At 71.2% G+C, this 26,570-nt stretch carries 26 protein-coding genes; 11 read left to right on the forward strand and 15 right to left on the reverse strand.

Features of this window, described 5'->3' with window-relative positions; translation table 11 throughout:
* Positions 1-41 precede the first annotated feature (41 nt).
* The 3 genes from ACH34Q_RS40495 to ACH34Q_RS40505 form a co-directional block, all read right to left on the reverse strand.
* Positions 42-824, reverse strand: coding sequence for an ABC transporter permease (locus tag ACH34Q_RS40495; RefSeq protein WP_395988502.1), 783 nt, complete (start codon positions 822-824; stop codon positions 42-44).
* A gap of 55 nt (positions 825-879) precedes the next feature.
* Positions 880-1,653, reverse strand: coding sequence for an ABC transporter permease (locus tag ACH34Q_RS40500; protein ID WP_395988578.1), 774 nt, complete (start codon positions 1,651-1,653; stop codon positions 880-882).
* A gap of 91 nt (positions 1,654-1,744) precedes the next feature.
* Complete coding sequence (locus ACH34Q_RS40505; protein ID WP_395988503.1) at positions 1,745-2,656, reverse strand: ABC transporter ATP-binding protein; 912 nt, start codon at positions 2,654-2,656, stop codon at positions 1,745-1,747.
* A gap of 167 nt (positions 2,657-2,823) precedes the next feature.
* Between ACH34Q_RS40505 and ACH34Q_RS40510 the strand changes: the two genes are divergently transcribed.
* The 4 genes from ACH34Q_RS40510 to ACH34Q_RS40525 all read left to right on the forward strand — a co-directional run bounded on the left by ACH34Q_RS40510 (position 2,824) and on the right by ACH34Q_RS40525 (position 6,375).
* A complete protein-coding gene (locus ACH34Q_RS40510; RefSeq protein WP_395988504.1) occupies positions 2,824-3,978 on the forward strand; it encodes a sensor histidine kinase in 1,155 nt (384 codons plus the stop codon).
* A complete protein-coding gene (locus ACH34Q_RS40515) occupies positions 3,975-4,652 on the forward strand; it encodes a response regulator (protein WP_395988505.1) in 678 nt (225 codons plus the stop codon). Before ACH34Q_RS40510 ends, ACH34Q_RS40515 begins: the two co-directional genes overlap by 4 nt.
* Positions 4,653-4,752: 100 nt before the next feature.
* Positions 4,753-5,613 (forward strand): oxidoreductase, encoded by an 861-nt coding sequence (locus tag ACH34Q_RS40520; RefSeq protein WP_395988506.1) that lies wholly within the window; start codon positions 4,753-4,755, stop codon positions 5,611-5,613.
* A gap of 177 nt (positions 5,614-5,790) precedes the next feature.
* Positions 5,791-6,375 (forward strand): DUF4291 domain-containing protein, encoded by a 585-nt coding sequence (locus ACH34Q_RS40525; protein ID WP_395988507.1) that lies wholly within the window; start codon positions 5,791-5,793, stop codon positions 6,373-6,375.
* Between the two features lie 194 nt (positions 6,376-6,569).
* On the opposite strand, the gene ACH34Q_RS40530 is transcribed toward ACH34Q_RS40525, so the two are convergent.
* The gene (locus ACH34Q_RS40530; RefSeq protein ID WP_395988508.1) at positions 6,570-6,989 is read right to left on the reverse strand and encodes a hypothetical protein; all 420 of its coding nucleotides are present in this window, start codon (positions 6,987-6,989) and stop codon (positions 6,570-6,572) included.
* A 70-nt stretch (positions 6,990-7,059) separates the two neighbouring features.
* Here ACH34Q_RS40530 and ACH34Q_RS40535 point away from each other — a divergent pair, with 70 nt between their 5' ends.
* Entirely contained in the window at positions 7,060-8,430 is a 1,371-nt protein-coding gene (locus ACH34Q_RS40535) for an MFS transporter (RefSeq protein ID WP_395988509.1), read from the forward strand.
* 31 nt (positions 8,431-8,461) lie between these two features.
* Here the strand turns inward: ACH34Q_RS40535 and ACH34Q_RS40540 are convergent, their stop codons facing one another.
* The 5 genes from ACH34Q_RS40540 to ACH34Q_RS40560 all read right to left on the reverse strand — a co-directional run bounded on the left by ACH34Q_RS40540 (position 8,462) and on the right by ACH34Q_RS40560 (position 14,161).
* Positions 8,462-9,370, reverse strand: coding sequence for a hypothetical protein (locus tag ACH34Q_RS40540; protein ID WP_395988510.1), 909 nt, complete (start codon positions 9,368-9,370; stop codon positions 8,462-8,464).
* 109 nt (positions 9,371-9,479) lie between these two features.
* A complete protein-coding gene (locus tag ACH34Q_RS40545) occupies positions 9,480-10,703 on the reverse strand; it encodes a cytochrome P450 (protein WP_395988511.1) in 1,224 nt (407 codons plus the stop codon).
* Between the two features lie 167 nt (positions 10,704-10,870).
* Positions 10,871-12,154 (reverse strand): citrate synthase, encoded by a 1,284-nt coding sequence (locus ACH34Q_RS40550; RefSeq protein WP_395988512.1) that lies wholly within the window; start codon positions 12,152-12,154, stop codon positions 10,871-10,873.
* Between the two features lie 67 nt (positions 12,155-12,221).
* Positions 12,222-13,172, reverse strand: coding sequence for a serine/threonine-protein kinase (locus tag ACH34Q_RS40555; RefSeq protein WP_395988579.1), 951 nt, complete (start codon positions 13,170-13,172; stop codon positions 12,222-12,224).
* A gap of 59 nt (positions 13,173-13,231) precedes the next feature.
* A complete protein-coding gene (locus ACH34Q_RS40560) occupies positions 13,232-14,161 on the reverse strand; it encodes an aldo/keto reductase (RefSeq protein ID WP_395988513.1) in 930 nt (309 codons plus the stop codon).
* A gap of 119 nt (positions 14,162-14,280) precedes the next feature.
* Here ACH34Q_RS40560 and ACH34Q_RS40565 point away from each other — a divergent pair, with 119 nt between their 5' ends.
* Positions 14,281-15,051, forward strand: coding sequence for a hypothetical protein (locus tag ACH34Q_RS40565; RefSeq protein ID WP_395988514.1), 771 nt, complete (start codon positions 14,281-14,283; stop codon positions 15,049-15,051).
* A 49-nt stretch (positions 15,052-15,100) separates the two neighbouring features.
* On the opposite strand, the gene ACH34Q_RS40570 is transcribed toward ACH34Q_RS40565, so the two are convergent.
* A complete protein-coding gene (locus ACH34Q_RS40570) occupies positions 15,101-16,258 on the reverse strand; it encodes a hypothetical protein (protein ID WP_395988515.1) in 1,158 nt (385 codons plus the stop codon).
* Between the two features lie 231 nt (positions 16,259-16,489).
* The gene (locus ACH34Q_RS40575; RefSeq protein ID WP_395988516.1) at positions 16,490-17,425 is read right to left on the reverse strand and encodes a helix-turn-helix domain-containing protein; all 936 of its coding nucleotides are present in this window, start codon (positions 17,423-17,425) and stop codon (positions 16,490-16,492) included.
* 124 nt (positions 17,426-17,549) lie between these two features.
* Here ACH34Q_RS40575 and ACH34Q_RS40580 point away from each other — a divergent pair, with 124 nt between their 5' ends.
* Positions 17,550-18,407, forward strand: a complete 858-nt coding sequence (locus ACH34Q_RS40580; RefSeq protein WP_395988517.1) for a DUF4184 family protein — start codon at positions 17,550-17,552, stop codon at positions 18,405-18,407.
* A gap of 12 nt (positions 18,408-18,419) precedes the next feature.
* On the opposite strand, the gene ACH34Q_RS40585 is transcribed toward ACH34Q_RS40580, so the two are convergent.
* The gene (locus ACH34Q_RS40585) at positions 18,420-18,953 is read right to left on the reverse strand and encodes a 2,4'-dihydroxyacetophenone dioxygenase family protein (RefSeq protein WP_395988518.1); all 534 of its coding nucleotides are present in this window, start codon (positions 18,951-18,953) and stop codon (positions 18,420-18,422) included.
* A gap of 461 nt (positions 18,954-19,414) precedes the next feature.
* Between ACH34Q_RS40585 and ACH34Q_RS40590 the strand changes: the two genes are divergently transcribed.
* The 3 genes from ACH34Q_RS40590 (at position 19,415) to ACH34Q_RS40600 (ending at position 21,546) form a co-directional block, all read left to right on the forward strand.
* Positions 19,415-20,332, forward strand: coding sequence for a class II glutamine amidotransferase (locus ACH34Q_RS40590; RefSeq protein ID WP_395988519.1), 918 nt, complete (start codon positions 19,415-19,417; stop codon positions 20,330-20,332).
* Between the two features lie 117 nt (positions 20,333-20,449).
* Positions 20,450-20,995 (forward strand): DinB family protein, encoded by a 546-nt coding sequence (locus ACH34Q_RS40595; RefSeq protein WP_395988520.1) that lies wholly within the window; start codon positions 20,450-20,452, stop codon positions 20,993-20,995.
* Positions 20,996-21,333: 338 nt separating this feature from the next.
* The gene (locus tag ACH34Q_RS40600) at positions 21,334-21,546 is read left to right on the forward strand and encodes a helix-turn-helix domain-containing protein (RefSeq protein WP_366620391.1); all 213 of its coding nucleotides are present in this window, start codon (positions 21,334-21,336) and stop codon (positions 21,544-21,546) included.
* Positions 21,547-21,694: 148 nt separating this feature from the next.
* Here the strand turns inward: ACH34Q_RS40600 and ACH34Q_RS40605 are convergent, their stop codons facing one another.
* Both ACH34Q_RS40605 and ACH34Q_RS40610 read right to left on the reverse strand, forming a co-directional pair.
* Complete coding sequence (locus ACH34Q_RS40605; protein ID WP_395988521.1) at positions 21,695-22,855, reverse strand: DUF2786 domain-containing protein; 1,161 nt, start codon at positions 22,853-22,855, stop codon at positions 21,695-21,697.
* Positions 22,856-23,028: 173 nt separating this feature from the next.
* Positions 23,029-23,301, reverse strand: coding sequence for a hypothetical protein (locus tag ACH34Q_RS40610; RefSeq protein WP_395988522.1), 273 nt, complete (start codon positions 23,299-23,301; stop codon positions 23,029-23,031).
* A gap of 227 nt (positions 23,302-23,528) precedes the next feature.
* Here ACH34Q_RS40610 and ACH34Q_RS40615 point away from each other — a divergent pair, with 227 nt between their 5' ends.
* On the forward strand, positions 23,529-25,064 hold the full coding sequence (locus tag ACH34Q_RS40615) for a long-chain-fatty-acid--CoA ligase (protein ID WP_395988523.1): 1,536 nt from the start codon (positions 23,529-23,531) through the stop codon (positions 25,062-25,064).
* A gap of 88 nt (positions 25,065-25,152) precedes the next feature.
* Here ACH34Q_RS40615 and ACH34Q_RS40620 read toward each other — a convergent pair whose 3' ends face one another.
* Positions 25,153-26,253 (reverse strand): winged helix DNA-binding domain-containing protein, encoded by a 1,101-nt coding sequence (locus ACH34Q_RS40620; protein ID WP_395988524.1) that lies wholly within the window; start codon positions 26,251-26,253, stop codon positions 25,153-25,155.
* Between the last annotated feature and the right edge of the window lie 317 nt (positions 26,254-26,570).

The raw sequence follows: 26,570 nt of genomic DNA on the forward strand, positions 1-26,570 counted from the left end.
CGGGGGCGGGGGCGGGGTTGGGCGCCCGCCCACGGCCCGGGTCAGGCGTCCCGGCGGCGGAGGGCGAGCATCGCGGCGGCCAGGGGCAGCGCCGCGTACGCGACCATCACCGCGACGGCCGCGGCGGGCGGCAGGACGGCGCCGAACACCGAGTTCTCGTTGTCCTGGCCGATCACCTGCTCCGGCAGCGCGTCCAGCGTGAACGACGTGAACCGCTCGCCCCACGGGCCGGGCAGGAGGTTGCCGCCGATCGGCAGGATGTACCACAGCAGGACGATGGTGACGATCGCCGCCGCCGCCGACCGCAGCAGTGCCGCCAGCCCCAGCGCCAGCAGCGCGTAGACCGCCACCAGGCATCCGCGGACGAGGATCTCCGGCAGGTGGCCGGCGATCGGGCTCTGGAATCCGGCGATCGCCCGGTCACCGACGATCAGCCGGGTAGCGGCGAAGGTCCCGAGCACCACGAACAGCCCGGCGCCCAGCGCGAGGCCACCGACCACCGCGGCCTTGGCCGCCAGCACGGCGGACCGTCCCGGTGCGACGGTGAGCGTCGTACGGATCATGCCCGAGCGGTACTCGGAGGTGATCGCGAGCACGCCCAGCACGGCCAGGCACAGCCCGGCGGCCCAGCCGGCCAGCCAGGCGGGCTCGGCCATGCCGAACCGGGCCCGCTGCTCGGGGGACGACCGGTCCCAGATGCCGACCCCCTGCCAGGTGATCAGCAGGAACAGCGCCATGACGGCGAGCGCGGCACCGAGCACGACGGCCGTCGAACGGGCCGTGCGCAGCTTCAGCCACTCGGCGGCGATCACGTCTCTGATCATCGGGGTTCCTCCGTCGACACCGATTTCGCCGTTGGCACCGGCGAGGGGGATGAGGTCATGAGTCCCTCCGTACGAACGTGACGGCGCCGGCGGCCAGGGCCGCGACCGCGTACGCCGCCAGCATCGCGATCGCCCCGGCGGGGGAGAGCGTCCCCATCTCCCCGGACGAGCCGGGTGCCGCCGCGATCTGGTCGGCGAGGTTGGTCAGGAGCACCGACGTGGCGCGCTCGCCCCAGGGCGCGGGCAGGAGGTTCGCGATCGACGGCAGCACCATGAGCAGGACCACGACCGCGGTGATCGTCGCGGCGGTCGACCGGAGCGCGGCGCCCGCGCCGTACGCCACCAGCGCGATGACCGCGGCCGACGCGGCCATCGCGAGCAGATGCGGGACCTGCTCGCTCACCGGCGCACCGAACGACGGCACCGCCCGGTCGCCGACGATCAGCCGCCCGGCGGCCACGGCCACCGTCATGCACGCCAGCCCGGTGACCAGCGTGACCCCGCCGACCAGCACCGCCTTGGCCGCGAACAGCGCCGGCCGGCGCGGCACGGCGGCGAGACTGCCCCGGATCATGCCGGTCGCGTACTCGGCGGTGATCGCCAGCGCGCCCAGCACGGCGGCACAGATCGGCAGCGCCAGGACCAGCGGCTGTTCCGCCGGCGCGGTCTGGATGGTGGCCCGGCGCTCGGGCGTCAGACCGTCCCAGTAGGACGCTATGTACCAGGACCAGAGGCCGCACAGGAGCACGAACGCGGCCAGCACGCTCAGGATCCAGGCGGTCGAGCGTACGGAGCGCAGCTTGAGCCATTCCGAGGCGAGCACGTCCATCACGACCCGGCCCCCGTCCCGGAGGTTCCGGCGATCACGGCCTGCCCGTTGCGCATCAGTGAGCTGTTCGCGTGTCGCATCCCCGGGCCGTTCACGCGGGGTTCCTTTCGGCCCGGTACTGGGTGCTGTCGGAGGTCAGTTCCATGTAGGCGTCCTCGAGGGAGGCGCTTCGCGGTGTCACCTCGTACAGCGGTATCCCCTTGGCCGCCGCCAGGTCGCCGATCTCGGCCACGTCCAGCCCGTGCACCGACAGGTCACCGGTCTGCCCGGACTCCACCCGCGCGCCCGCCGCGACGAGCGCCGCCGACAGCTCCGGCCCGCGCGGCGACCGCACCAGTACGCCCTGCCGGAACCGGTCGGCCAGCTCCTGTACGGAGGTGTCGGCGATCAGCCGGCCCCGGCCGATCACGATCAGCCGGTCGGCGGTCAGCGCCATCTCGCTCATCAGATGGCTGGAGATCAGCACGGTGCGGCCCTCACCGGCCAGTGCCCGCATCAGCTCGCGGATCCAGCGGACGCCGTCCGGGTCCAGCCCGTTCACCGGCTCGTCGAACAGCAGCACGCCCGGGTCCCCGAGCAGCGCCGCAGCGATGCCGAGCCGCTGCCGCATCCCCAGCGAGAACCCGCCGACCCGCTTGCGCGCGACGCCCGCCAGGCCCACCTGCTCCAGGACGGCCGTCACCCTGCTCACCGGGATCCGGTTGCTGCGCGCCATCCAGCGCAGGTGATTGAACGCGCTGCGCCCGCCATGTGCGGCGTTGGCGTCCAGCAGCGCACCGACCTCGTGCATGGGATGGCGGATCTCCCGGTAGCGGTGCCCGTTCACGAGCGCCACCCCTGACGCCGGGGCGTCCAGCCCCAGCACGACGCGCATGGTGGTGGACTTGCCCGCCCCGTTCGGCCCGAGGAACCCGGTCACCGAACCCGGCCGTACCTGGAACGACAGGCCGTCCACCGCGACGGACCTGCCGTAGCGCTTGGTCAGCTCACGTACTTCGATCATGACGCCGACGGTTCCGTACCGGCCCGGTCCGGCACATCGGAGCGCGGTCGGGACCTCGGCCTCGGCCCCTGGGCCGACCCGCGCGCCCGTACGGGGCCCGGCTCCACCCCAGGTATGACATGCCCTGGCCTGACGCGCCCCTCACCCTGGGCGGATACCGTCGATGGGTGAACGACCCAGAGCTGCGCTCCCTCCTCGTCCGGCGGCTCAGCGGACGGCAGCTGATCGGCCTGGACGCCGTCGTCGCGCTCCTCTACACCATGGTGATGTTCGCGCAGCTCGGCCAGGAGGCGGACGCCGCGCTCGCCGAGTACGCCGTGCTGGCCCTCACCGGGCCACCGCTGATCGTCCGCCGGCGATGGCCGGTCCCCGTCTTCGCCCTCGTCCTGGCGATGACGGTCCTGGGGGCGGTGCTGGAGATGCCCCGCGATTCGCTCGTCGCCGCCGCGTTCGCGCTCTACCCGGCGGCCCTGTCGCTGCCCCGCCGCCGCTGGATCCCGACCTCGCTGATCGGCACGCTGAGCGGGCTCGTCCTGGTCATGGTCCCGCTCGCCGGCCCGGTCGGATCGGCCGCCTCCGACGTCGGTGAGCTGCTGATCGGCCTGGCGCTGATGGGCGGCTGCTGGACGCTCGGCCGGGCCCTGCGCGAGCGCCGGGCGTACGCGGCGCACTCGGCCCGCCAGCTGGCCGACCGCGCCGTCACCGACGAGCGGCTGCGGATCGCCCGCGAGCTGCACGACGTCGTCGCGCACAGCATGAGCCTGATCGCGGTCAAGGCCGGCGTCGCCGTCCATGTCGCCGAGGCCCGCCCGCAGGAGGCCCTCGACGCCCTGCGCGTCATCGAGGACACCAGCCGCGGCTCGCTCGCCGAGATGCGCCACCTTCTCGGCGTGCTGCGCGAGAACGGCCCGCCGGAAGGGGATCTCGCCCCCGTACCGGGCCTCACCGGGCTGGCGGCCCTCGTGGACCGGGCCGCGATGGCCGGCGTACGGGTCGACCTCCAGGTCCGCGCGACGGACCTGCCCGAGGGCATGGCGCTCGCCGTCTACCGGATCGTCCAGGAGGCGCTGACGAACATCGTCAAGCACGCCGCCCCCGCCCACGGCCGCGTCCTGATCGAGCAGGACGCGTCCGAAGTGCGGATCGAGGTGACCGACGACGGCCCCGGCGTCCGTGTCCTGCCCGGCGATCCCGGCGGCCACGGGCTGATCGGCATGCGCGAACGGGCGATGATGTACGGCGGAGCTCTCACCGCGGGCCCCCGCCGCGAAGGCGGCTTCGCGGTCTCCGCCCGGCTGCCGTACGACCGGAGCACCCCGTGACCGACCCTGGCCCCGATCCCATCCGCGTCCTGATCGCCGACGATCAGGCCCTGCTGCGCGGAAGCCTGCGCGTCCTGCTCGAGAACAGCCCCGGCTTCCAGGTCGCCGGCGAGGCGGGCGACGGGACCGAGGCCGTCGCACTCGCCGCCCGCACGGGACCGGACGTGATCCTGATGGACGTCCGGATGCCCGAGATGGACGGCATCGAGGCCACCCGCCGCGTCTGCGCCGCCACGCCGTCCGTACGGGTGCTCATCCTCACCACGTTCGACCTGGACGCCTATGTGTACGCGGCGCTGCGCGCGGGAGCGAGCGGCTTCCTGCTCAAGGACACCGTCCCCGCCGATCTGCTCGCGGCCGTCCGCGTGATCGCCGCCGGTGAGTCCCTGCTCGCCCCCACCATCACCCGCCGCCTCATCGCCGAGTTCGCCGGCCGCCCCGACCCCGCGTACCGTCCGGCGAGCGGCCTCGACGGCGTCACCGACCGCGAACGCGAGGTCCTCGGCCTCATCGCCCGCGGCCTGTCCAACACCGAACTGGCCGAGCACCTGCAGCTCAGCGTCGCCACCGTCAAGACCCATGTCGGCAACCTGCTGGCCAAACTCCACGCCCGCGACCGCGCCCAACTCGTCATCGCCGCCTACGAGACCGGCCTGGTCCGCCCGCGCCCCTAGGGTGTCCCGTGATCCCGGCATGGTAGGTGAGAGCCCGGTGCCGACCTTGGGCTTTGCCCGGTCCCTGACCGATCGCCCAGAACATCTAGAGTGAGTGATCATGGCGACGGAACGATGGGCATTGGGCGGCGACCTGAGCGTCGCGAGGATCGGGTACGGCGCGATGAAGCTGACCGGCTGGCCGAAGGGCGACCGGCCCCGCCGGGAAACGGCCCTGGCCATCCTGCGCCGGGCCGTGGAACTCGGGGTGAACCACATCGACACCTCGCACTATTACGCGCGTGACGGGGTGGCGGCCAACGAGCTGATCCGAGAGGCACTGCATCCCTACCCGGACGATCTGGTGATCGTGACCAAGGTCGGGGCGCTGGTCGAGGGCTCCGACCTCGACCTCCCGGCGGATGAGAAGACCGGCCTCACGCCCGACAACCTGCGCCGTGGTGTCGAGGCGAACCTGCGCACGCTCGGCGTGGACCGCCTGGATGTGGTGAACCTGCGGATGGGTGACCTGGACCGCAGCCGGACAGCGCTGGCCGCACCTCTGGAGACCTTGCTCGCTCTGCGGGAGGAGGGCCTGATCCGCCATCTGGGCGTCTCCAACGTCAACGCCGCCGAGTTCACCGAAGCCTGCGAGATCGCACCGATCGCCTGCGTTCAGAACCTCTACAACCTGTCCCGGCGCGATGACGACCCCCTCATCGACGCCTGTGCGAGGGACGGCATCGCCTACGTGCCCTTCTTCCCGGTCGGCGGCTTCCAGCCGCTCACGGCCGAGCACCTGAACGTCGTGGCCGCCCGCCACCGCGCGACCGTGCCGCAGGTGGCCCTGGCCTGGCTGCTGACCCGATCTCCGAACATCCTGCTCATCCCCGGCACCGGCTCACTCGACCACCTCGAAGAGAACATCGCCGCCCGCGCGCTGAGGTTGAGCCCGGAAGACATCGCCGAACTCGTCGGGTAGGGACGCCACGGCGGACACTCCCGGCACCGCCTGACGGGCGCATGATCCTCGTGATGGCCGAGGCCAGAACGACCTGCCACCAGTGAGGGAGCCACCTGCCGCCTGCGCCGGAAAATCGGTTGAGCGATCAGCCTCTCCGCCTCCACTGTGGACACCGAACACCACCCGAGGAGCGCGATGCGGACGATCCGTGCCGGATTCGACCAGAACTCGATCACGGTCTACCAGGCGTACCGTCCTGAGATCGGTGTCCCGGCCGTCGAGCAGGGCCGGTTCGTGCCCCCGTTCTCCCGTGGCCGGATGACCTGGATCAAGCCCTCCTTCCTGTGGCTGATGGCCCGCAGCAACTGGGCCCGCAAGCCGGGCCAGGAGATGATCCTCGCGGTACGGATCACCCGGACCGGCTGGGAGGAGGCCCTGGAGCAGGCCGTACCCACCCATCCGGACCGCCGCGTCTACGCCGGCAGCGACCAGTGGAGGGCCCATTTCGCGAAGGCCCTCGTCCACGTCCAGTGGGACCCGGAACGCACCCTGCGCGGGCAGAAGTCCGACGCCCGGAGCATCCAGATCGGCCTGAGCCGCCATATCGTCGACCGCTACGTCGACGACTGGACCGTCGCCATCGAGGACCGGACCCCGCTGGTCCGTAAGATCCACCGGCACCTCATGGACGGCCAGGTGTCCAAGGCCGAGCGCCTGCTCCCGCGCGAGCGCCCCTATCCGCTCCCCGCCCCGCTGGCCAGGCACCTCGCCACCGACTGATTCGATCGCGAGCTGGTGTGGTGACGGGTGAGCATCCTGCTGTGCCCGGAGACGATCCTCGGTGGCTGGTGGCTGGTGGCTGGTGGCTGGTGGCTGGTGGCTGGTGGCTGGTGGCTGGTGGCTGGTGGCTGGGGGCAGTAGCGGTGGTCGGCAAGGGGGTGTCGTCAATGCTCTGGTGGGTTGGCGTTCTCCTTTTAGTGAGGGTGAGGGTGAGCGGGAGGGGCGAGTGTCAGGACGAGGCGTTGTGTGAACGCGCCCCGGGCGGTCTCCTTCGCGGCGCGCAGGCCCTCCAGGTCTTCCGGGGCGAGGTCGTGCAGGGCGGCCAGGGCGTGGACGACCTCGAGGATGTCGGCGAGCTCGGAGGGGTCGCCCGACGCCACGTACTCAGCGGCCTCCTCGTACAGCTTCGAGCGCAGTAGCGCCGGGTATTCGGACGGGTCGGCGATGCGCGTGGCGGGCTCCTTGCCGGCGGTACGGATGATCTCCGGTATCCGGTCCCGGATCAGTTTCTCGGCGGGGCCGGCGACCGGGTCTCGGTGGCGGGCGTCGGCCGACCGAACCCCGACGCCGGCGAGTGCGCTGGTCGTCGCCTTGTGCTCCCTGGGGGACTCCATGGAGGGCGACGGTAGTCATCGATTGGATCTCGGTCTTCCACCCGTGGGGTGAAACAGGTTCTAATGGCGCATGGTTTCCGCCGTTCTGCCCCGCTCGCTCCGTGTCGGTTACGGTCTCGGCTCGTTCTGCTCCGGCACGTTCAGTACCGTCCCGGGTCTGCTGCTCCTCTACTACATGACCAACTCCCTCGGCGTGCCCGCCGTGCTCGCGGGGCTGGCGGTCTTCCTGCCCAAGGCATGGGACCTGGTGGTCAACCCGTACGTGGGGCGCTGGTCGGACCGCACGGTCTCGCGCCATGGCCCCCGGCGGCCCTGGCTGCTCGCGGGCGCGGTGCTGCTGCCGCCCGCCTTCGCGCTGACGTTCGCGGGCAGCCCGGTACGGGGCGCGGGCGCGGCGCTGTACGTGGGAATGCTGTTCCTCCTCGCCGCCACGGCGTACGCCCTGTTCGAGGTGCCGTACAAGGCGATGCCGGCGGAGATGACCGACGACTACCACGAGCAGTCGTCGCTGCTGACCTGGCGGATGGCCTTCCTCGGTCTCGCGATCCTCATCTCCGGCGGGCTGGCCCCCGCCCTGGTCAACATCGAGGACGGCGAGCCCTCGTTCGCCGGCTACCGGCTGATGGGGTTGGTCATCGGCGCGGTGCTGCTGGTCGCGATGGTCGCCACGTTCTTCGGAACGGCACGGGCGCCGCGCGTCGAACGTGCCGTGCCCGAGCACAGCACCATCAAGAGCCAGCTCGCCGCCGCGCGCGGGAACCGCCCGTTCATGCTGCTGATGGCGATCAGCGCGGCCCAGATGCTCGGCGTGGGGATCATGCTGTCCGGCTCGCCGTACTTCGCCTCCTATGTGGTCGGGAACACGGGTGCGGTCACGACGCTGTTCCTCGGGATCATCGGGCCGATGCTGGTGCTGATGCCCGTCTGGGTGCGGGTGTCGCGCAAGTTCGACAAGCGGCTGAGCATGATGGTGGCGACCCTGCTGTTCATGATCGGAGCCATCGCCCTGTCGATGACCCCGGTCTTCGGGACGCTGTACGCCCATGGCTGTGTCGTGATCATGGGGATCGGCTATGCGGGCGTGCAGCTGCTGCAGTTCTCGATGCTGGCCGACACCCTCATCTACGACGAGCTGCGCTCGGGCAAGCGCCGCGCCGGAATGTTCACCGGGCTCTGGACGGCGGTCGAGACGTTCATGATGGCGCTCGGCGCGCTCGTGCTGGGCGGGGTGCTCGCCGTGTCCGGGTTCATCTCCTCCGAGCCGGACAAGCCCGTCGCGCAGCCGGACAGCGCGATCGACGCCATCGTCTTCGGCGGTGCCCTGGCACCCGGGCTGCTCATGCTGCTCGCCATCGTCTGCACCTTCAAGTACGACCTCACCGCCGATCGCCTCAACGCACTCCGCGCCTCCCGCCCCGACCCCGTCGCCGACCATGCCTGACGGGCGGGTAGGCCGGGATCGGCCGCGCCTGTCAGGCTGGGTGGTCCGTGCCGCAGCTGATCAGGTCGTACAGCACGGGCGGGACCTCGTCCCAGAGCCATTCGTTCAGGGTGCCGGGGAAGTCCTCGGGCGGGCCCATGCCCATCACGTGGGGCCCGGCCGGGGTGAGCCGTACGACGACGGGCTCGTCGTTCCAGACGGGCTCGCGCGCGCCCCAGAAGGCGGCGAAGTCCCTGCCCGTGAGCGGCAGGTCCCGAGGGAACGTGTGGTCGCCGGCCTGGTCGCTCATGGGCAGTAAACGCTGCGCCGCCGTACGGACGATGTTGAGCGCGGCGAGGTCGTGCGGGCAGGAGACGCCCGTGATCCGCAGCTCGGGCAGGCCGAAACGGGTCAGGCCGCGCGTGGTGTACGCGACGCAGGCGCAGCCGTCGATGTCGTCGTCGGAGACCCTGCAGCGGCCGGCGTTCCGGTAGGGCGGGAGCCAGGCGCCGAGCCAGTCGTCGGCCAGCCTGAACCGGGCGTCGAGGCAGGACCGGGCCGGCAGGATCTGCCCGGTGTCGAGGTCGACGGGGACGGCGTCGAGGTGCTCGGCGATGGAGCACGCCACGGCCCGGGCCAGCTGGAGCGCGAACGGGCGGTCGCCGGCCGGTGCCAGGGCCTTGACTCCGATGTGGTGCGCGGCATCGAGCGCGCGGGCCTCGGCGCCGGGATCGTCATCGGTGACGCCGGTGGCGTGCTCGATGTTCCAGGGGGAGTAGGCCGCCGGATAGGAGCTGATCGTCAGCCGTGGCGTGCCCAGCCGTTCGACCGCCGCCCCCGCGAAGGGCTCCCCGAGCCCGCGGAGGGCGGCGAGCGGCGGCTCACCGGGGTCGCGGCCGGTGGCGACGACGAAGCACGAGGTGGTCCGCTCGGGAACGGTGAAGCCGATGGACTCGGACATGGAACGCCTCCTCGGGCCGGGCCGGACGACTGGCCTCCAGCCTGGAACGAGGTCGCACCCGAGTGCGGTAGAACGAGATTCTGTGGATAACCCGGCGGATCCGGGCCGTTCAGAAGGCGCAGGGCAGGGTCTTGATGGCGTTGATGAAGCTGGCGCGCTGCCGGACGGGCTCGGCGGTCGCGTGGACATCGGGCAGGCGGCCGAACAGTTCGCGGAGCAACACGGTGATCTCCCGGCGGGCCAGATGCGCGCCCAGGCAGAAATGCGGCCCCGCGGCCCCGAATCCCACGTGCGGGTTAGGAGAACGGGTGATGTCGAACGCGTACGGGTCGTCGAAGACGTTCTCGTCGCGGTTCGCCGAGTTGTAGAAGAGCAGGACACGCTCGCCCTGCCGGTAGGTGTGCCCGGCCAATGCGTGGTCGCGGGTGAGGGTGCGGCGCATCCACGTCACGGGTGTCGCGTAACGGACGACCTCTTCGACCGCACCCGGAAGCCGCTCGTCCAGGTCGGACAAGAGCAGGGCCTTCTGCTCGGGGTGCGCCGTGAAGAGAGCGAGTGAATGGGACAGGGCGTTGCGTGTGGTCTCATTGCCCGCCACCACGAGAAGCGTGAAGAACCGCGCCAGTTCGAGGTCGGTCAGGGCCTCGCCGTCCACGTTCGCTTGGGTGAGCGCCGTGACGAGGTCGTCCGCGGGCTCCGCACGGCGCCGCGCGCTCAGGTCGGCCATCAGCGCGTGCAGGTAGCTGAAGCTCTCGTCCAGGATCGTGGCGCGGTCCTTGCCGTCCGGTCCGACGTAGTCCGGGTTCCCGATCGCGAGGATCGCCTCGGTCGCGTCGGTGACGGCGTCGTACTCCGCGTCCGGGATGCCGGTCATCGCGCAGATGATCCGCAGCGGCATCGGCATCGCGACATGCTCGACGAAATCGCAGGGACCCCGTTCGACCAGCTCGTCGACGATGCGCCCGGCCAGCTCGGCCACGTCGCCGGTGAACCTGCCGATCATGCGCGGGGTGAACGAGCGGGACACGATCCGGCGCAGCCGGGCATGCCGCGGATCGTCCAGGCTGATCATGGAGCCGGAGTACTCGACGAGCTGCGGCGGCGGGTCGGCCAGGCTGACCGAGGTCGGCTGGGAGCTGAACACCTCGGGGGTACGGCTGGCCTCGGCGACCTGCTCGTAACGGGTCAGCGCGTAGAAACCCGGCTCGCCGTCGACCGGGCAGAACACCGGCCCCTCGACGGCGCGCAGGCTTTCGAACGTGGCGTCGCGTTCCGCTTGGGTTCCGGCCCAGAAGTCCAGGCTCACGAGGTTCGGTTCGCGTACGAGGGACATCGCCGGCACCTTCCGCCATGGGGCAACAGAACGCCGCCGCCAGGCTAACCCGCGCCGTCCCGGCAAAGCGATCAGGGCCGGGCGACGGTCTGGGACCATCGCCCGGCCCTGCGGACGTTCTCGCGGGCACCGCGCCGTGCCATCGGCGCGGTGCCTCTAGCCCTGGCTCAGCGGGAGCCCAGGTCGACGTAGTGGCGCTCGCCCGGACCCACGTACACCTGGCGCGGACGGCCGATCTTGGTGGCGGGGTCGTTCATCATCTCGCGCCACTGGGCGATCCACCCAGGCAGCCGGCCCAGGGCGAACAGCACGGTGAAGGCGTTGGTGGGGAAGCCCATCGCCTTGTAGATGACGCCGGTGTAGAAGTCGACGTTCGGGTAGAGCTTGCGCTCGATGAAGTAGTCGTCGTTCAGCGCGACGTCCTCGAGCTGCATCGCCAGGTCCAGCAGCGGGTCGGACTTGCCCAGCGTCTCCAGGACGTTGCGGGTGGCCTTCTTCACCACGGCCGCGCGCGGGTCGTAGTTGCGGTAGACCCGGTGGCCGAAGCCCATCAGCTTGACGCCGGGCTCCTTCTTCTTGACCCGCTCCACGAACGAGGGGATGTCCCCGCCGTTCTCGTGGATGCCCTCCAGCATCTCCAGCACGGCCTGGTTGGCGCCGCCGTGCAGCGGGCCGAACAGCGCGTCCACCCCGGCCGAGATGGAGGAGAACAGGTTGGCGTGGCTGGAGCCCACGAGCCGCACCGTCGACGTCGAGCAGTTCTGCTCGTGGTCGGCGTGCAGGACGAACAGCATGTCCAGGATGCGCACGATCTCGGGGTCGACCTCGTACGACTGCGTCGGCAGCCCGAACGTCATCCGCAGGAAGTTCTCCACGTACCCCAGCGAGTTGTCGGGGTACAGCAGCGGCTGCCCGATCGAGGTCTTGTACGCGTAGGCCGCGATGGTCGGCAGCTTGGCGATGAGCCTGATGCTGGACCGGTCGACCTGCTCGGCGTCGAACGGGTCGAGGCTGTCCTGGTAGAAGGTCGACAGGGCGCTCACCGCGGACGACAGCACCGCCATCGGGTGGGCGCGCCGCGGGAACGCCGAGAAGAACGCCCGGAACTTCTCGTCCAGCAGCGTGTGGTTGCGCACGCTGTCGGTGAACGACCAGAGGTCGTCCGCGGACGGCAGTTCCCCGTAGATCAGCAGATAGGCGACCTCCAGGAAAGACGACTTCTCCGCCAGCTCGTCGATCGGGTAACCGCGGTAACGCAGGATCCCCGCGTCACCGTCGATATACGTGATCTCCGATGTGGTGGACGCGGTGTTGGTGAAACCGGTGTCAAGGGTGACTTGACCGGTCTCCTTGAGCAGGCTCCCGATGCGCAGGCCGGATGGGCCCTCGCTCGCCTGCGTCACCTCGAGGGGCATCCGCCCGCCCGCGTGGTTGAGCTCGAAATCGGACATACTCTCTCTCGCTCCCAACTCCGTCCACACCTGCGTAGACGCTCCGTACTTCATCGTATCCAGGCGATCATGCGCTCTGATCCCCGGCCTGCCCGCAGTTGACGGTGGTGGTCGACGCCTCCTCCGGCCGAGGCAGGATCGCCGTGACCTCCGTCACGGTCTGCTGGTTCTCGCCGATGAGGGACGCCACGTCCGGCGGCAGCCACTCCTCGCCGTAGTGGGCGTCGAGCAGCAGCGACAGCGCCGTCAGTACCTGCTCGGGCGTCGGACGTTCCCCGGCCTCCTTGGAGAGGCTGCGGGTGACGAGACCGCGCATGGGCTCCGGCAACCCTGTCAGATCAGGTTCCCCGTAGACGATGCGGCCACGCACCTTGCGATCGGCGCCGAACGGCCCTCGGCCGACCGCCGCGTACACCAGCGTGGCTCCCAGGGAGAAGACGTCGCTCTGCGGCGTGATGTCCTCGCCCAGGGCTTGTTCAGGGGACATGTAGGCGGGCGTACCCAGGATCTGCGACCGCGACAGCGGAACGGCGCCGAGGGGACGGGCGATGCCGAAGTCGATGACGCGGGGGCCGTCGGCGGCGAGCAGGACGTTCGACGGCTTCAGGTCCCGGTGGACGATCCCGGCCCGGTGGATGGCGATGAGCGCCTCCGCAAGGCCCGCCCCGAGCCGGCACGCCGCCTGCTCGGGCAGCGGCCCCTTCTCCGTGACCGCGGCCGAGAGACTGACACCGTTGATGTACTGCGTCGCCAGCCACGGGTGCTCGGCGTCCGGATCGGCGTCCACGACCGGTGCGGTGTAGAAACCGCTGACCGATTGAGCTGAGGCCACCTCGCGGCGGAACCGCTCCCTCCAGTGGGGATCGCCCAGCAGTTCGGACCGGATCACCTTGACGGCGACCAGCCGGCGGCTCGGCGAACTGGCGAGGAAGACCTGCCCCATGCCGCCCTCTCCCAGCTTGGCGGCCACCCGGTAAGGCCCGATCGTCCTGGGGACGTCAGGGGGCAGAGGCTGCATGGGCACCGATTCCGATCACGACGGGTGAACGTCTCATGTTCCCATGACGAAACCCTGCCTCATGTCCAGGGGAGTGCGGCTCGTTCCTCCCAGTAGCGCTCAGGCGTAACGGCCACGGACCCCAGCGCATCTTCGTCAGAACCGAGATCCAACGCCGCCAGGTTGGAACGGAGTTGATCCGTACTCACCGCGCCGATGAGGGCCGTGTCGGCCCAGGGCTGCCGCAACACGACCCCAAGGGCCACGGCGTCCGTTCCCACACCCTGCTCGTCCGCCACTCGCCGGACCGCTTCTGGTGCTTGTACGGCCAGCCGGCCATTGGCGAGTGCCTCCTTCACCAGCACATGGGCGCCGCCTGCATGTGCCTCGCCGAGAGCCGTCCCGGCAGAGGGCTCAAGGACGTTCCATGTGGACTGGACCGCGGTGAACAGGCGCTGCCCCTCCACCTCCAACTCCAGAGCCCTACGCACGGTCTCGCCTTGTAGCGGCCCGGAGGTGGAGAACCCCACGCGTACCCCGTCCCCCGCCACTTCAGCGAGGGCGGCCTGCAACGCTCGATCGCCGAACAAAGGGCTGTCCAGTGTGAGCGAATGCACCTGGTAGAGGTCGAGGGCGTCGCCCAGGAAGCGCCTGGTCTCGGCGTACTGCTCGCGAAAGCGCCGCAGGCTGTGCTCTTTCACCTCGTGCACATCGGCGTCCACCCGCCATCCGCCGACGTAGGCGTACCCCCACTTGCTGGACACCGTCACGTCCCGGTGCCCGCGCTCGGCCAGCCAGCCGCCAAGGAACTCCTCGGATCGCCCGTACGAGCGCGCCGCGTCCACCCAGCGCACGCCCGCCGCGTACGCGGCGTCCAGAACGGCCCACGTGGCCTTCCGGAGATCGTCCACCCCGCGCTGCGGCGGCAGGGCCTCCGCGCGCCCCACGTTGATGTACGCGGGCCGCCCCAGCGCGGCCAGGCCCAGTCCCAGACGACCTATGTCACTCATGTCACCAGCCTCGCACGAAGAGTTATCCACAGAACGGCGTTCCACTGTCGCGGCCACGCGGCGTCGACGACGCTGTTGCCGACCGTATCCGGCAGGCAAGCGGGCAAGGAGTACACGACATGGGCACCACGATGAAGGCCGGCGCCGACCTGGGCTTCCGGCAGCTGGCCGGCCGCCTCGGGCTGGCCGCCTGGCAGCTGCGGCTGGCCGTCGAGCACGGCCTGGTCCCCGAGCCGGACGCCGAGGGCCGGTGGCCGGCCGAGACGGCCGGCCGGGCCCGGACCGGAAAGATCATCGAGGCGTTCGGCGAGCAGCCCCCGGTCGGCGCCGAAAAGGCCGCCGCCCGCCTCGCGCCGCGGCTGGCCCTCGACGTCGAACGCGCCGACGTCGAGGTCCTCGTCGCGCGCGGCGAGCTCACCGTCATCAGCCGCTACCGGCGGTACCCCATCTACCTGCTCCGCGAGTTGGACGCCCTCGACGCCGAGCGCGTCTCCGAGGTCGTCGCCAACCGCAAGGGCCCGCTGTTCGACACCGTCGAGGCCAAGGCCGCCGCACTCGTCCTGGACTGGCCCAAGGACGTCTTCGACCGGATCGCCGCCGACCGGGCCCTCCCGACCGACCAGCTCGGCCGCTACTCTCTCGCCGACGTCCGCGCCCTGGCCGCCGACGGCGACCTCGGCGCGCGAGTCAACGCCGAACGCCATCGCCGCGCCCTGGCCCGGGCCCGTCGCAACGAGGAACGCCACGAGGACGCCCTCCGCACCTGGATGCTGCGCTGCGGCGCCTACCTCGACCGCACCGCCGACGACCCGCCCGACCCCAAGGCCGCCTCCCGAGCCCTGCGAGCCCTCAAGGTCCTCAGATCCACCGTCCACCTCCACCCCGCCTAGCCCAGCGGCGCCTGCCGCAGGCCTGCACGGCGGTCCTCTGGACGGCGGGTCAGCGGCGTCGGGCGCGGGATCTGCGGGGCGGCTCCGCGCGGGGCGATCGCTGGAGCCGGATGGTCGCGAAGAGACGGTCGCGGGCTTCGGTACGGGACATCGCGGGCAGGCGCTCGGGGAGGACGCCGGAGAGGGCGGGCGGCGCCTCGGGCAGGCCCTCCTCGTCGACCGTGACATGGTCGCCGGGCCAATCGCCCAGCAGGAGGGCGGTGAACGCGCCGGGATGGCGGGCGAGGAGCTCGCCGATCCGGTCGGCGTCCTTGGCGCAGTCGGCCACCAGCAGCAGGCGGCGCGCCGGTGCGGCCCCGGCGTCGCGGCGGATGGCCAGTTCGGTCTCCAGGTAGGCCAGCGCGGCGTCCAGGTTGCCGGGGATGAACAGGCCCGCGCCGGTGTCGTCGAGCAGGTCGTCCTCGGCCAGCCCGAACAGCGCGCCGGTGTCGGGCCGGGGGACGATCACCAGGGTGCTGTCGCCGCAGTCCTCCAGCGCGGCCAGTGCGATCACGCGCGCTGTGGCGGCGGCGCCGGCACCGGACAGGGCCAGCAGCGGGACGGCGAACGGGTCGATCGCCGGCCGGTAGCCGAAGGCGCCCATGTGCTGGAACGGCAGGGGACCGGGGACGACGAGGGGAGGACCGGCCATGGCGTAGAAACGGTGCCGCATCGGGTAGCCGATCGCGACCGCGGCCGGAAGGAGCAGGCCGAGCAGCAGCAACGGCCGCAAGGTCCCCGTCCCGGCCGATTCTCTGGCGAGATTCTGCGTGGGAATCGCCGTGACGGGCGGTGGTGCGGGGGGCACGGTGCTGGGCGGGGCGGTGACGATCCGCCGTGGGCTGGGCCGCTCGTCCGGCTCGGACCGCGGCCGGGGCTTGGGCGGTGCCTTGCGGCGGCGCTCCCGGGGACGGGCTTCCAGCCCCCGGCGGTCCTGGTACATCGCCCGCCACGCCGCCCTGCACTTGCGCCAGGTATGCCAGTCGCCCGAGCGCATGGCCAGGCGGCAGTCGGCGGGCATGGTCCTGCGCGGCCGCGGCTCGTCGGCCGCCGCGGGCTGGGTCATGCCGAACGAGGCGGCGCCGACCATGGCCAGGCAGCCCAGCAGCCCGCACGCGCAACGGACGGCCGCACGAGGGGAGCCGGTTCGGCCGAGGTCAGCCAGCAAGCGCTTCATCTTCGCCCCGGGGGGATCGCGGTGGTCAGCGTCAGGTAGCCGATCATAGTCAGTTTGGCTACGGAGCGTTGACATTTGGTCACAGTTGTTCGTGTGGTCGAGCCGCTTCTCCAAGCCATGGGCCCGCAGCGGTAAAGCCCCGCTCCACTTGTCGTGGAGTGAGGCATTGGACCCGGTGTGGGTGTAGCCGGTCGGATTTGACCCACGCGTCCGCTCGACGGGCTACGGGGCCGCGAGGGGAGGCCGGGCCGCGCCCGGGGTCTGGTCGAAGCGGGCGCGGAAGGCTCGGGTGAAGTGCGACTGGCTGGTGAAGCCCCAGCGATGGGCGATGTCGGCGATGGTCGTACGGCGCGATGCGGGATCGCGGAGCTGGTCGCGGGCCCGGGTCAGGCGCCGGTCCAGGATGTAGCGGGCCGGGGTCAGATCCTCCGGCGCGAAGACCCGGCTGAGGTGCCGGACGGAGATGCCCAGGGAGTCGGCCACATGACGGGTGGTGAGTCCCGGGTCGTGTAGATGGCGGTCGATGTAGTCCTTGGCGACGACGGACTGGAGGAGGCGGCTGGGCGACGAACCGGGTGCACGTTCCGTGGTCGACAGGTGGATGAGCCCGAGGATGACCTCTTCGGCGTTCGTGACGTTCCCCGGAACGGTTCCCGTGGTGATGTCCAGCAGCAGTGAGCGCAGGGCTCTGCTGGTGGCGGTCTCGTCCACGATCAGCGGGGCGGGCAGGCCCGCCCCGTCGAAACGGTCCCTGAACGCTTCGCGGGGGATGTCCACGAGGAGTTTGCGCATGGAGGTCGAGAAGCCGAAGAGGTACGGCTTGGTGGTGTCGTACAGGACCATCTCGCCCGCCCGGACGGTGAGGCAGCCGCCGGGGTGGAAGAAGACCGCGTCTCCCCGCAGCACCAGGCTCGCGAACACCGAGTCCTTGGGAAGCTCGCGGCAGATGCGGGGCGTGCGCTCGATGACGTGCGCGTTACCGGCGATGTCGGTCAGGCCGAGCGTGCCGACGCGCAGGTTGGCCTGCCGGGCCAGGAGCCCGTCCTCGGCGTACGAGGTGCAGGTCAGCCCGACCAGCGCCCGGGCGTTGTGCTCCTCCCAGAAGGCGATCCGCTCGGCAGGCGCGACGCCTTCGGTCGACACCCGGGACAGCAGCACGGCCATCACCTCCCGACTGGGACGAGTCTATTCATCCCCCGGCGGGCGTGGCCGGTTGCGGCTTTGTGGCGGTCACCGCCGTTTCGCGGTTGATCGGCGGCAGGGCATGGCATAGGGAAGGTCCGTGCCCTTCACACTCAGTCATCCCGCCGCCGTGATCCCGCTCGCCCGAGGCCGGCTGGTGCCCTCGGCCCTCGTGGCGGGCTCGATGGCGCCGGACGTACCGTCCTTCCTCGGCCTGGCAGAGGGGCTGCGGGCCGCCACGCACGAACCGGTCGGTGTTCTCACCGTGGATCTCGTGCTCGGCATAGTGCTGCTCACCCTGTTCCAGGTGGTGTGGAAGCGGCCCCTGGTCGCGCTGGCGCCCGGCTGGGCACGGCGGCGGCTCACCGGTCCGGCGACGGGTTTCCGGCGCTCGATGATCGTCTGGGTGCCGCCGTCGGTCCTCGTCGGGGGGGTGACCCACGTGTTCTGGGACGCCTTCACACACCGCTACCACGGGTTCGCCGATGTGATGCCCGCCCTGGTGACGACCTCCTTCGCGGGCATGGAGGCCTACCGCTGGCTGCAGTACGGGAGCGGCGTGATCGGCATCGCGGTCATCGCGTGGTGGCTGTATCGCTGGGCGCGCCGGGAGCCCGTCCATCCCGCGCCGCTGCCGGGCCTGTCCGGCCGGGCCGTGCTCGGGGTCGTCGGAGCGGTGGCGGCCGCCGCGATCGCCGGTGGCCTGCTCGCGGCGGTCCTGCTGTTCAACCAGCCGGATCTTCCCCGGACGTTCCACATGACGGTGGCCAGCGGGGTCATCGGAACGATCTCCGCCGGAATCCTCTCTCTCACCCTGTACGGCGTGGCGTTCGTGCTGCTCGAACGCCGCGGGACGGCGACTTCCGGTCCGGATGAGCCGGTGCCGGATGAGGCGGTGCCGGATGAGCAGGCGCCGGACGGGCCGGTGACCAGGCTTGAGGGGCCACCGGCCCGGTAACGTTGACGAGGGTCAGCGGAAGAGCGAGTCGACGTAGGCGGCGCCGAGCCCCACCTTGTCGTAATGCTCGCGGCACATGGCGATGTAGTCGTGGACGTCGAAATAGCCGTCGGCGTCGCCGTTCTCGTCCAGCCAGATCAGCGGTCCCTTGACGATGAACATGGTCTTCATGGGCTCGTCGCTCTCGTACGCCACGAGCGTGTGGCCCTCGCCGGGCGCCTCGTAGACGAAGTCGCCGGCGGTGGCGGTCCACGGGCGTTCGAGGTATCCCCACTTGCCGGAGATGGTGTAAGCGAACACCTCGTGCGGGTGATAGTGCCGGTTGACCAGGCCCGCGCTGGTGGCGCGCAGGACGTCGGCCCAGGAATTGTCCTTGACGTTGATCCACAGCGGGCGTGAACCGACCGTTTCGGTGAACGGGACGTAGTAGCGGTCGTCGTCGGTGGCGACCTTCGACAGGTACACCTCCGGCAGGGCGTCCGGCTTCTGCGAGTTCTCGATGGGCTTGAGGGTCTTCCAGAACTCCTCGCGCGCTTCCTCGGGCATGGCCTCTCCTCGGTCGGGTGCCGTCGCCTTCAGTCAATACCGGGGAGACGGCGCCGTCTTTCCGGTCCCGGACGCGAGGGTTTGCCTATCGCGGACAAGCGACTTCCGTGCAAGTTCCGATGGTTCGTGGGTAGAGACAGTGGTCGTACTGGCCGAAGGCGGACGCATTGTCACAACGACCGGCACCGGCCGTCGGCGAAGAGTGCCGGACAGCCGGGCAATGCACAGGGTAAAGTCATGGTCACCCGCAGTTATCTCCCGCGGTGTCGTGTTCCGGCATGCCCACAGGGTCGGCAACGCCGAGAAAAGGGGCGAACGGGCCCGCGCGTACGCGACGGCGTGCGGCCGCCCGCCCGGCTCGGCGGCAGGCCCCGAAGGCGCCGGTGCCCCGTGGCCTGGGCCGGAGGGGGACACGCACGACCGACAAAATGAAAGGTAACGGCATGTGCCGACTGTTCGCCATGAGCACCGGTGGGCCCCGGATCCGGGCCTCGCACTGGTTGATGGACGCCCCCGGGTGCCTGCGGGCACAGAGCCACCGGATGCCGCACGGCGCGGGTCTCGGCTGGTTCTCGCTGGGCGACGAGCCGGTCCGGGACCGGGCTCCGCTCGCCGCGTTCGAGAGCCCCGACTTCGCCCTGCACGCCCGAAACGTGGTCTCGCACACGTTCGTGTCCCATGTACGTGACGCGTCGGTGGGCGGCCTGACGGTGCACAACTGCCATCCGTTCGTCATGAACGACCGGCTGTTCGCGCACAACGGGGTGGTCAAGGGCCGTTCCACGCTGCGTTCCTGGCTGACGGAGGTCGATCTCGCCCATGTGGCCGGGGAGACCGACTCCGAGCTGCTGTTCGCCTACATCACCGCGGAGATCCGCCGGAGGGGCGACACCACCGAAGGCCTCATCGAGGCCGTGCGCCGGATCGGTGCCGAGCTGCCGGTGTTCTCCTTGAACCTGCTCATCGCCGAGGCCGGGCGCCTCTGGGCCCTGCGCTACCCGGAGTCCAACGAGTTGTGGGTCCTGTCCCCCCAGCGCGGTGGCCTCAGCGGGCCGGGCTCGTCCGCCGGAACGCAGTGCGCCTCCGCGGCGCACGGACACGCCGGAGCCGAGGGGCATGTTCCGGCGGTCGTCGTGGCCAGCGAGCCGATGGACGGTCAGCCCGGCTGGCGGCTGCTCGAGCCGGGCGAGCTGCTGATCGTGAACGGGCTGAACGAGACCTCGGTGCACCCGTTCCAGCCCCTGCGCCACCCGTTGAGCCGGGCCGATCTGTCGCTGCGCGAGGCCGCCTCGCAGGGCGTGGTCGTACCCGACCCGCCCGCGGGCGATCTCGCGGTCGCCGCTGTGGCGGACGGCCGCTCGCCGGGCACCGAGGCCTAGCCGGTTCGCCCTCCGCGTGCCCGTGCGTGCCCCGTGCCCGTGGGTGCCCCGCGCCCTGCGGCGACCGGAGGGCGAGTCATTTGGCATGGGGATCGGAGGCGGTGGCAGACTCCCGGAATGACCGTCCCGCGCGTTGATCTCCTGGTCCGGCAACTCGACATCGCTTGGTCACTGCTGGAATACCACCTGAAGGACCTCGACGATGTGGTCTGCCTCTGGGAGCCGGCCCCCCACTGCTGGACCGTCCGGCCGGACGATCACGGCCGCTGGGTGGCCGACTGGCAGGTGCCGGAGCCGGATCCGGTGCCCGCCGTCACGATCGCCTGGGTGACCTGGCACATCGGCTTCTGGTGGACGACCACGATCGGGCACTGCTTCGGGTCGGGGGCGCCCGAGCGCGAGGCGATCACCTGGCCGGGCGGCGCCGCGGCGATGGCCGACTGGCTGCGCGGGCTGAACGAGGCGTGGCGGGTCAGGCTGCGCGACCTCTCCGACGCCGACCTCGACTCCACCGACCGTACCGCCGGGCTGCCGTGGGGACGGGATCTGACGCTGGCCGAGGTGGCGGGCTGGGTCAGCATCGAGCTGACCAAGAACGTCGCCGAGGTCGGCCTCATCCGCAACCTCCACGGCGCCCTGGGGCACGAAAGCGGTGCCCGCTGACCCTGGGTGTCCACTACCACGGGACGGGGGCCCGGAGGTGGCCAGAGGTGGATTCCGGGGGACATTTTGCCAACCTGGATCGTTCAGGGAGCGTCTGGTTCTTGGGGAAGGACCAGGAAAGCCCGGGGAGGGGGCGTTGGTCCGGTACGGGTGGGTGGTGTGCCTGGTAACGACACGCCGTTCGCCGTGGAAAAGACCACCAGTGGCCGGTCTTGTGTCGTTTCGCGCGGCATCGGGGGCGGATTATTGGGGATTGTGTACGTTGGGTAGATCAACACAGCCGTGAGCTGCGGGGATGATCTCTATGTCCGGCTCACGCGTCGATGGAGGAGGTACTCGTGGCCCGCACCCTGGCGAGGGGCACCCGTGTGACCGGTGCCGAGCGCACCCGGCTGGCGGCGGAGCTCGCCCCTCGGTACGCGGCAGGAGAAAGCATCCGAGACCTGGCCGCCGAGACCGGCAGGTCGTACGGATTCATCTACAACGTTCTCAAGGAGGCGGGGATCCCGCTGCGTGGGCGGGGCGGCAACACCCGCCGCAAGAAGGACTGACGAGGCGTCCCCCCGGGCTCCCAGGGGGGACGCTGCGGCGCGAACGGGACCGTGACGGACCCGAACGGGACCGTGACGAACAGGGGGCAGCGGCGGCGGACCGGGGGGTGCGCCGAAACAGGGGGACCGAAGCGGGGAGCAGGGGCCGCTAGCGGCCGGACACCTCGGAACGGGCGTTCAGGCTCGCCAGATCGGCGGCCGCGCGGCCGGCGGCCCAGCCCTCGTGGTTGGAGACCGTACGGGCCCGGCCCCTGGCCAAATTGGGGAACATCGTCTCGACGGCGTCGTCGACGGCCCGGTCGCGCGCGGCCAGGACGGGAACGAGGTCGCGCCCGCCGGGTTCGGAGGCGGCGGCCCGGCCGGCCGCCTCGCGGAGCCGCTCGCCGATGCGGGAGGCGTAGGCGTTCAGGAACGCGTGGCGGAACGAGCGGGTCCGTGACCGGCCCGCGGCATCGCGCCGGGGACCGGCGTGGACCATGGCCGTCGTCGCCTGGACCAGCAGCGAGGTGAACAGCATCTCGACCGCCGCGAGGTCGGCGGGGAAGCCCAGCACGGTGGAGAAGCCCAGCTCGCGGTGCCAGACCGCGCGGCAGCGGTTGGCGTCGGCGACCACGGTGAGCAGCGCCGCCTTGGGGCCGTCGTACGGGGTGTCCACGGCCATCCGGCGGCCGGCGGGCTCGCTCGTGCCGCCGAGTTCGGCGTCCAGCAGGGCGTGGTCGATGCTGTGCCGGGCCATCAGCTCCTGGGCGCGCGCGCTCAGGGCCTCGGCCTCCTCGGGGAACTCGGTCGACTCGGCCTTGGCCAGCAGGGCGCGTACCTTGCCGAGCATCCGCTGGTCGATCTCCGGCGGCCGGGCGGCGTCCGGTACGGCGGTACCGGGCCGCGGGCCGACGGTCGGGAGCCGGGGGAGGGCCAGGAGGTGGTCCAGGAGTTCGGCGGCGCAGGCCTGGAGGTCCTCGGGGCCGGCCTCCTCGGCGTCGCACCAGGCGTGCGCGTAGTCGTCCGCCCACCAGATCCGCGCGCCGATCGCCGTGAGCTGCTCACGCCACCGGCCGTCGACCTCGGTGGCGGCGTACCCGCGCATCTCGGCGGCGATGGCGTCGACGAGCAGGCGCTCGTGCCGGGGGCCCAGCTTGCGCGCGGTGTGGCGGACGAGGTCGGCGGGCTGCCAGCCGCGCGCCCAGGCCGTCGTGACGCCCTGCTGGAGGCGGGACACGGGGCCCTGGAGCGGGCGGCTCCGCGCCGTGTGGTCCTCGGGCGGCGCCGATCCGCCGGCCTTCCGGTTCCACCATCGGGTCGCCCCAACCACCGGCCCCGCTCCTTTCCGCGTCCACGTCCCACGGCATCCTGCCACGCTGCGCGCAGTGGAGGTGACCAGGTCAGGGATTTGGACGGGCGGCGCCGCGCGGGAGCGGACCGGCGGGCGGACCGGCGGGCGGACCGGCGGTCAACGGCCCGTGCGGGCCGTTGACCGGGGGCCGTTCAGCGGGAGTCCCCGCCGTGCAGTTCCTCGACGACGACGCTCTGGAAGTCGCGGGTCGTGTCGGGAACGTAGGTCAGCCGGGCCAGGGCCCTGCCGTCCTGGTCGCGGATCTCGAAGTGGTAGCCGTCCGCGGCGGCGGCCTCTCCGATGTGCGCCACGGCCTGGTCGTGGCGGAGCCGGCACATCGTGTCGACCTTCTCGAGCGCGACCTTGAGGCTGCCGGCGTCGCTGATGAGGCGGGCGGGTTCGCCCGTCTCCCAGATCTCGAACATGGTCGCGTCCTGTCGGCGATAGGGGGTGGGGCGCGGGGCTTTCCAGATGTGAGGGAAAGCTTGCGGCTGTTTGGTGGATCTTTCAATCATCGGAGATATCGGATTGATCACTATTCGAAGTCATGCACGTCCGTAGGGTGATGCCGACACGGGTCCTCTTACGGGACGCGCAGGTCGGTGGCTAGGGTTACGTGCGGTAACCGAATTGCATTCGGAGGAGGTCGGAGTTGGACTACCGCGTCGTGTCGATCGTCCGCGATCATGCTCGGCAGCGCCCCGGGGCGCCCGCCGTGAGCGGGGACGGCCGGACGGTAACGTACGCCGAACTGCACGAGCGGTCCAGCCGTGCCGCGCAGGGACTGCTGGCGGCCGGGCTCGGCCCGGGGTCCCGGGTCGGGTACGTGGGCAAGAACGCGCCCGAGTACTTCGATCTCCTCTTCGGCGCGGCCAAGATCGGTGCCGTGGTGACGCCGGTCAACTGGCGGCTGACCCGGGACGAGATCGTCGCGATCGCCGCCGACGCCGAGGCCCGGGTGACCGTGGTGGACGCCGAGTTCGCCGAGGCGCTCGCCGCGCCCGATGCCGGGCTGGCCGGACAGGTGATCGTCACGGGCGAGCCGTACGAGAAGTGGCTGGCCGGGCACCCCGCCGAGGATCCCGGCTTCAACGGCCGGCCCGACGACATCGTGGTCCAGCTCTACACCTCGGGGACGACCGGCGTGCCCAAGGGCGTCCAGCTCAGCAACGCCAACTTCGCCGTCGGGGAGCGGATGGCGCTGCGCTGGCGGCTGGACGCGTCGTCGGTGAGCCTGGTCCCGATGCCGCTGTTCCACATCGGCGGTACGGGCTGGGCGCTGGCCGGACTGTACGCGGGGTGCCGGCAGGTCCTGGTCCGCGACATCGACCCGGCCGCGCTGGTGGACATGGTCGAGCGCGAGCGGATCACCAACGCCTTCATCGTCCCGGCGGTGCTGCAGTTCATGTGCCAGGTGCCGGGCGCGGCCGGGCGCGACTACTCGGCGCTGCGGGCGATCACCTACGGCGCCTCGCCGATCACCTCCGAGGCGCTGCGCCGCGCGCTGGAGACGTTCCGGGCCCCGCTGTTCCAGCTGTACGGGATGACCGAGACGACCGGCGCGATCGTCCAGCTCGAACCCGAGGACCACGACCCCGAGGGCCCGCGCCGGCATCTGATGCGCTCGGCGGGCCGACCGTACGACTGGGTGGAGATCAGGGTCGTCGATCCCGCGACCGGGGCCGAGCGGGCGCCCGGAGAGGTCGGGGAGGTACTGATCCGCTCCTCGCAGAACACCCCGGGCTACTGGAAGCGGCCGGCCGAGACCGGGCGGCTGCTGGCCGGGGACGGCTGGATGCGGACCGGCGACGCCGGGCACGTCGACGCCGAGGGCTACCTGTTCCTGACCGACCGGATCAAGGACATGATCGTCACCGGGGCGGAGAACGTGTACCCGATCGAGGTCGAGGAGGTCCTCGCCGCCCATCCCGGGATCGCCGACGTCGCCGTGATCGGCGTTCCGGACGACCGGTGGGGCGAGACCGTGAAGGCCGTCGTCGTCCCGGCGCCGGGCGCCGCCCTGAGCGAGGACGAGGTCCTCTCCTATGCGAAGGAGCGGCTGGCGGGCTTCAAGCGGCCGCGTTCGGTCGATCTGGTCGAGGCGCTGCCGCGCAATCCCAGCGGCAAGATCCTGAAGAAGGACCTGCGCGCACCGTACTGGGAGGGCCTCGGCCGCACCATCGCCTGAAAGCCCGACACCGGCTGTGCCGGCTACGCAGCGCCGGCCGCGAAGGCTGTGCCGGGCCCGCTGCCCCGGGCCCGCTACCCCTGGTCGGCTACACCGGCTCGGCGGTCACCTGGAGGTCGGTCGCGTCCGGGTCGGTGAAGGACAGCAGGGACTCGGCCTCGGCGGTCAGTTCCTTCAGGGCACCGCGGGGGAGTGGCTCGAACGGGCGCAGGCGCAGGGTCGCGGTCTTGCGCTTGCGCTCCATCTCCCATGTGCCGAGGGCGAAGCCGTCCCAGAGGAACGTCGCCCGCACCCGCAGGTTCTTGGTGGTGAGGCCGGGGCGGTGCTCGTCCGAGATGACCCTCGTACGGTCGGAATGGGCCAGTACGAGGTTGTCGAACTCCGGCAGGAAGCGCGCGGGGGCCGGAGTGGCCTCGTCCGGCCTGGGGGCGTCGGGAAGGTCGAACAGCTCGCGGCCCCGCTCGTCGGAGAAGGCGCGCAGCCGTGGGCGGAGACCGTCCAGGACCTCGGCGAGGGCGGGCAGGCCGGACCAGGCCTGGGCGTCGGCGGCGGAGGCGGGGCCGAAGGCCGCCAGATAGCGCAGGACGAGCTCCGCCACGGCCGGGGACTCCGGAGGAGGCGCGCCCAGCCAGCCGTCCGCGAGCGTGAACCGAGCGGTACGGGGGAAGCCCCAGCGGTCCTCGGTGGGGACCATGACGAGCGGCAGGCACATCCGTGCGGCGAAGCCCAGCGCGCGCTCGTTCACATCCGGGAACTCCGCCTGGAGCAGCGACCGCATCTCGGTGAACGTACGGGGCGACTCCTCGAACAGAGCGCGCGCCACGGGAAGGACCGCCTCCCTGTCCATTCCCTTGGTGCGATCGCCGAGCACCTTCAGACCCGCGTCCAGCATCGGCTGCATCGTCGTACGGAAGGACAGGTAGTCCGCGGCCGCCATGAGATGGAGGGTGCCGCGCATCATCGTCGCCCGTACGAGGGTGCGCTCGTTCAGGGCGGTGTGGAGGTCTTCCGCGCGGAAACCCCTGACCCGGGTCCAGAGGCCGAGGAACGGGGGCTTGGGCTCCTGGGCCTGCATGCCGCACAGCCGCCGCACCATCTCCGTGACGGAGATCTCTTCGCGGGCGAGCAGCGCCTGCCGGGCGAGCGTGGCCCGGTTCAGGGCCCGGAGGGAGATCGGGTCGTTGGTCACCGGCCTCAGGTTAGGTGACCGGACCATGATCGTCCGGCGAACGGGACGGGGCTCCGCGATCTCCGTCACCGAGCGCATGTACGCGGCGGCCCGACGTGATCGCGGCCGGACCGCTGCGTAGTGGTGACCACACGGTCAGTGGCGACCCTCCGTGCTCGAACCGAGTTCTATAAAAACTTGGCGGGCGGCTCACCGTCCCGGGCGGGCGGTGTGCGGCACGCCCCGGGACCTGCTCGTCGTCGCCGGTCAGGCGCTTGGGGAGCGCTTCGACACGGCCCGGATCGGACCGTTCCAATATCGTTCGCGACCGTTACCGG

Source organism: Actinomadura sp. 9N407, from assembly GCF_044326315.1.
GTDB lineage: Bacteria > Actinomycetota > Actinomycetes > Streptosporangiales > Streptosporangiaceae > Spirillospora.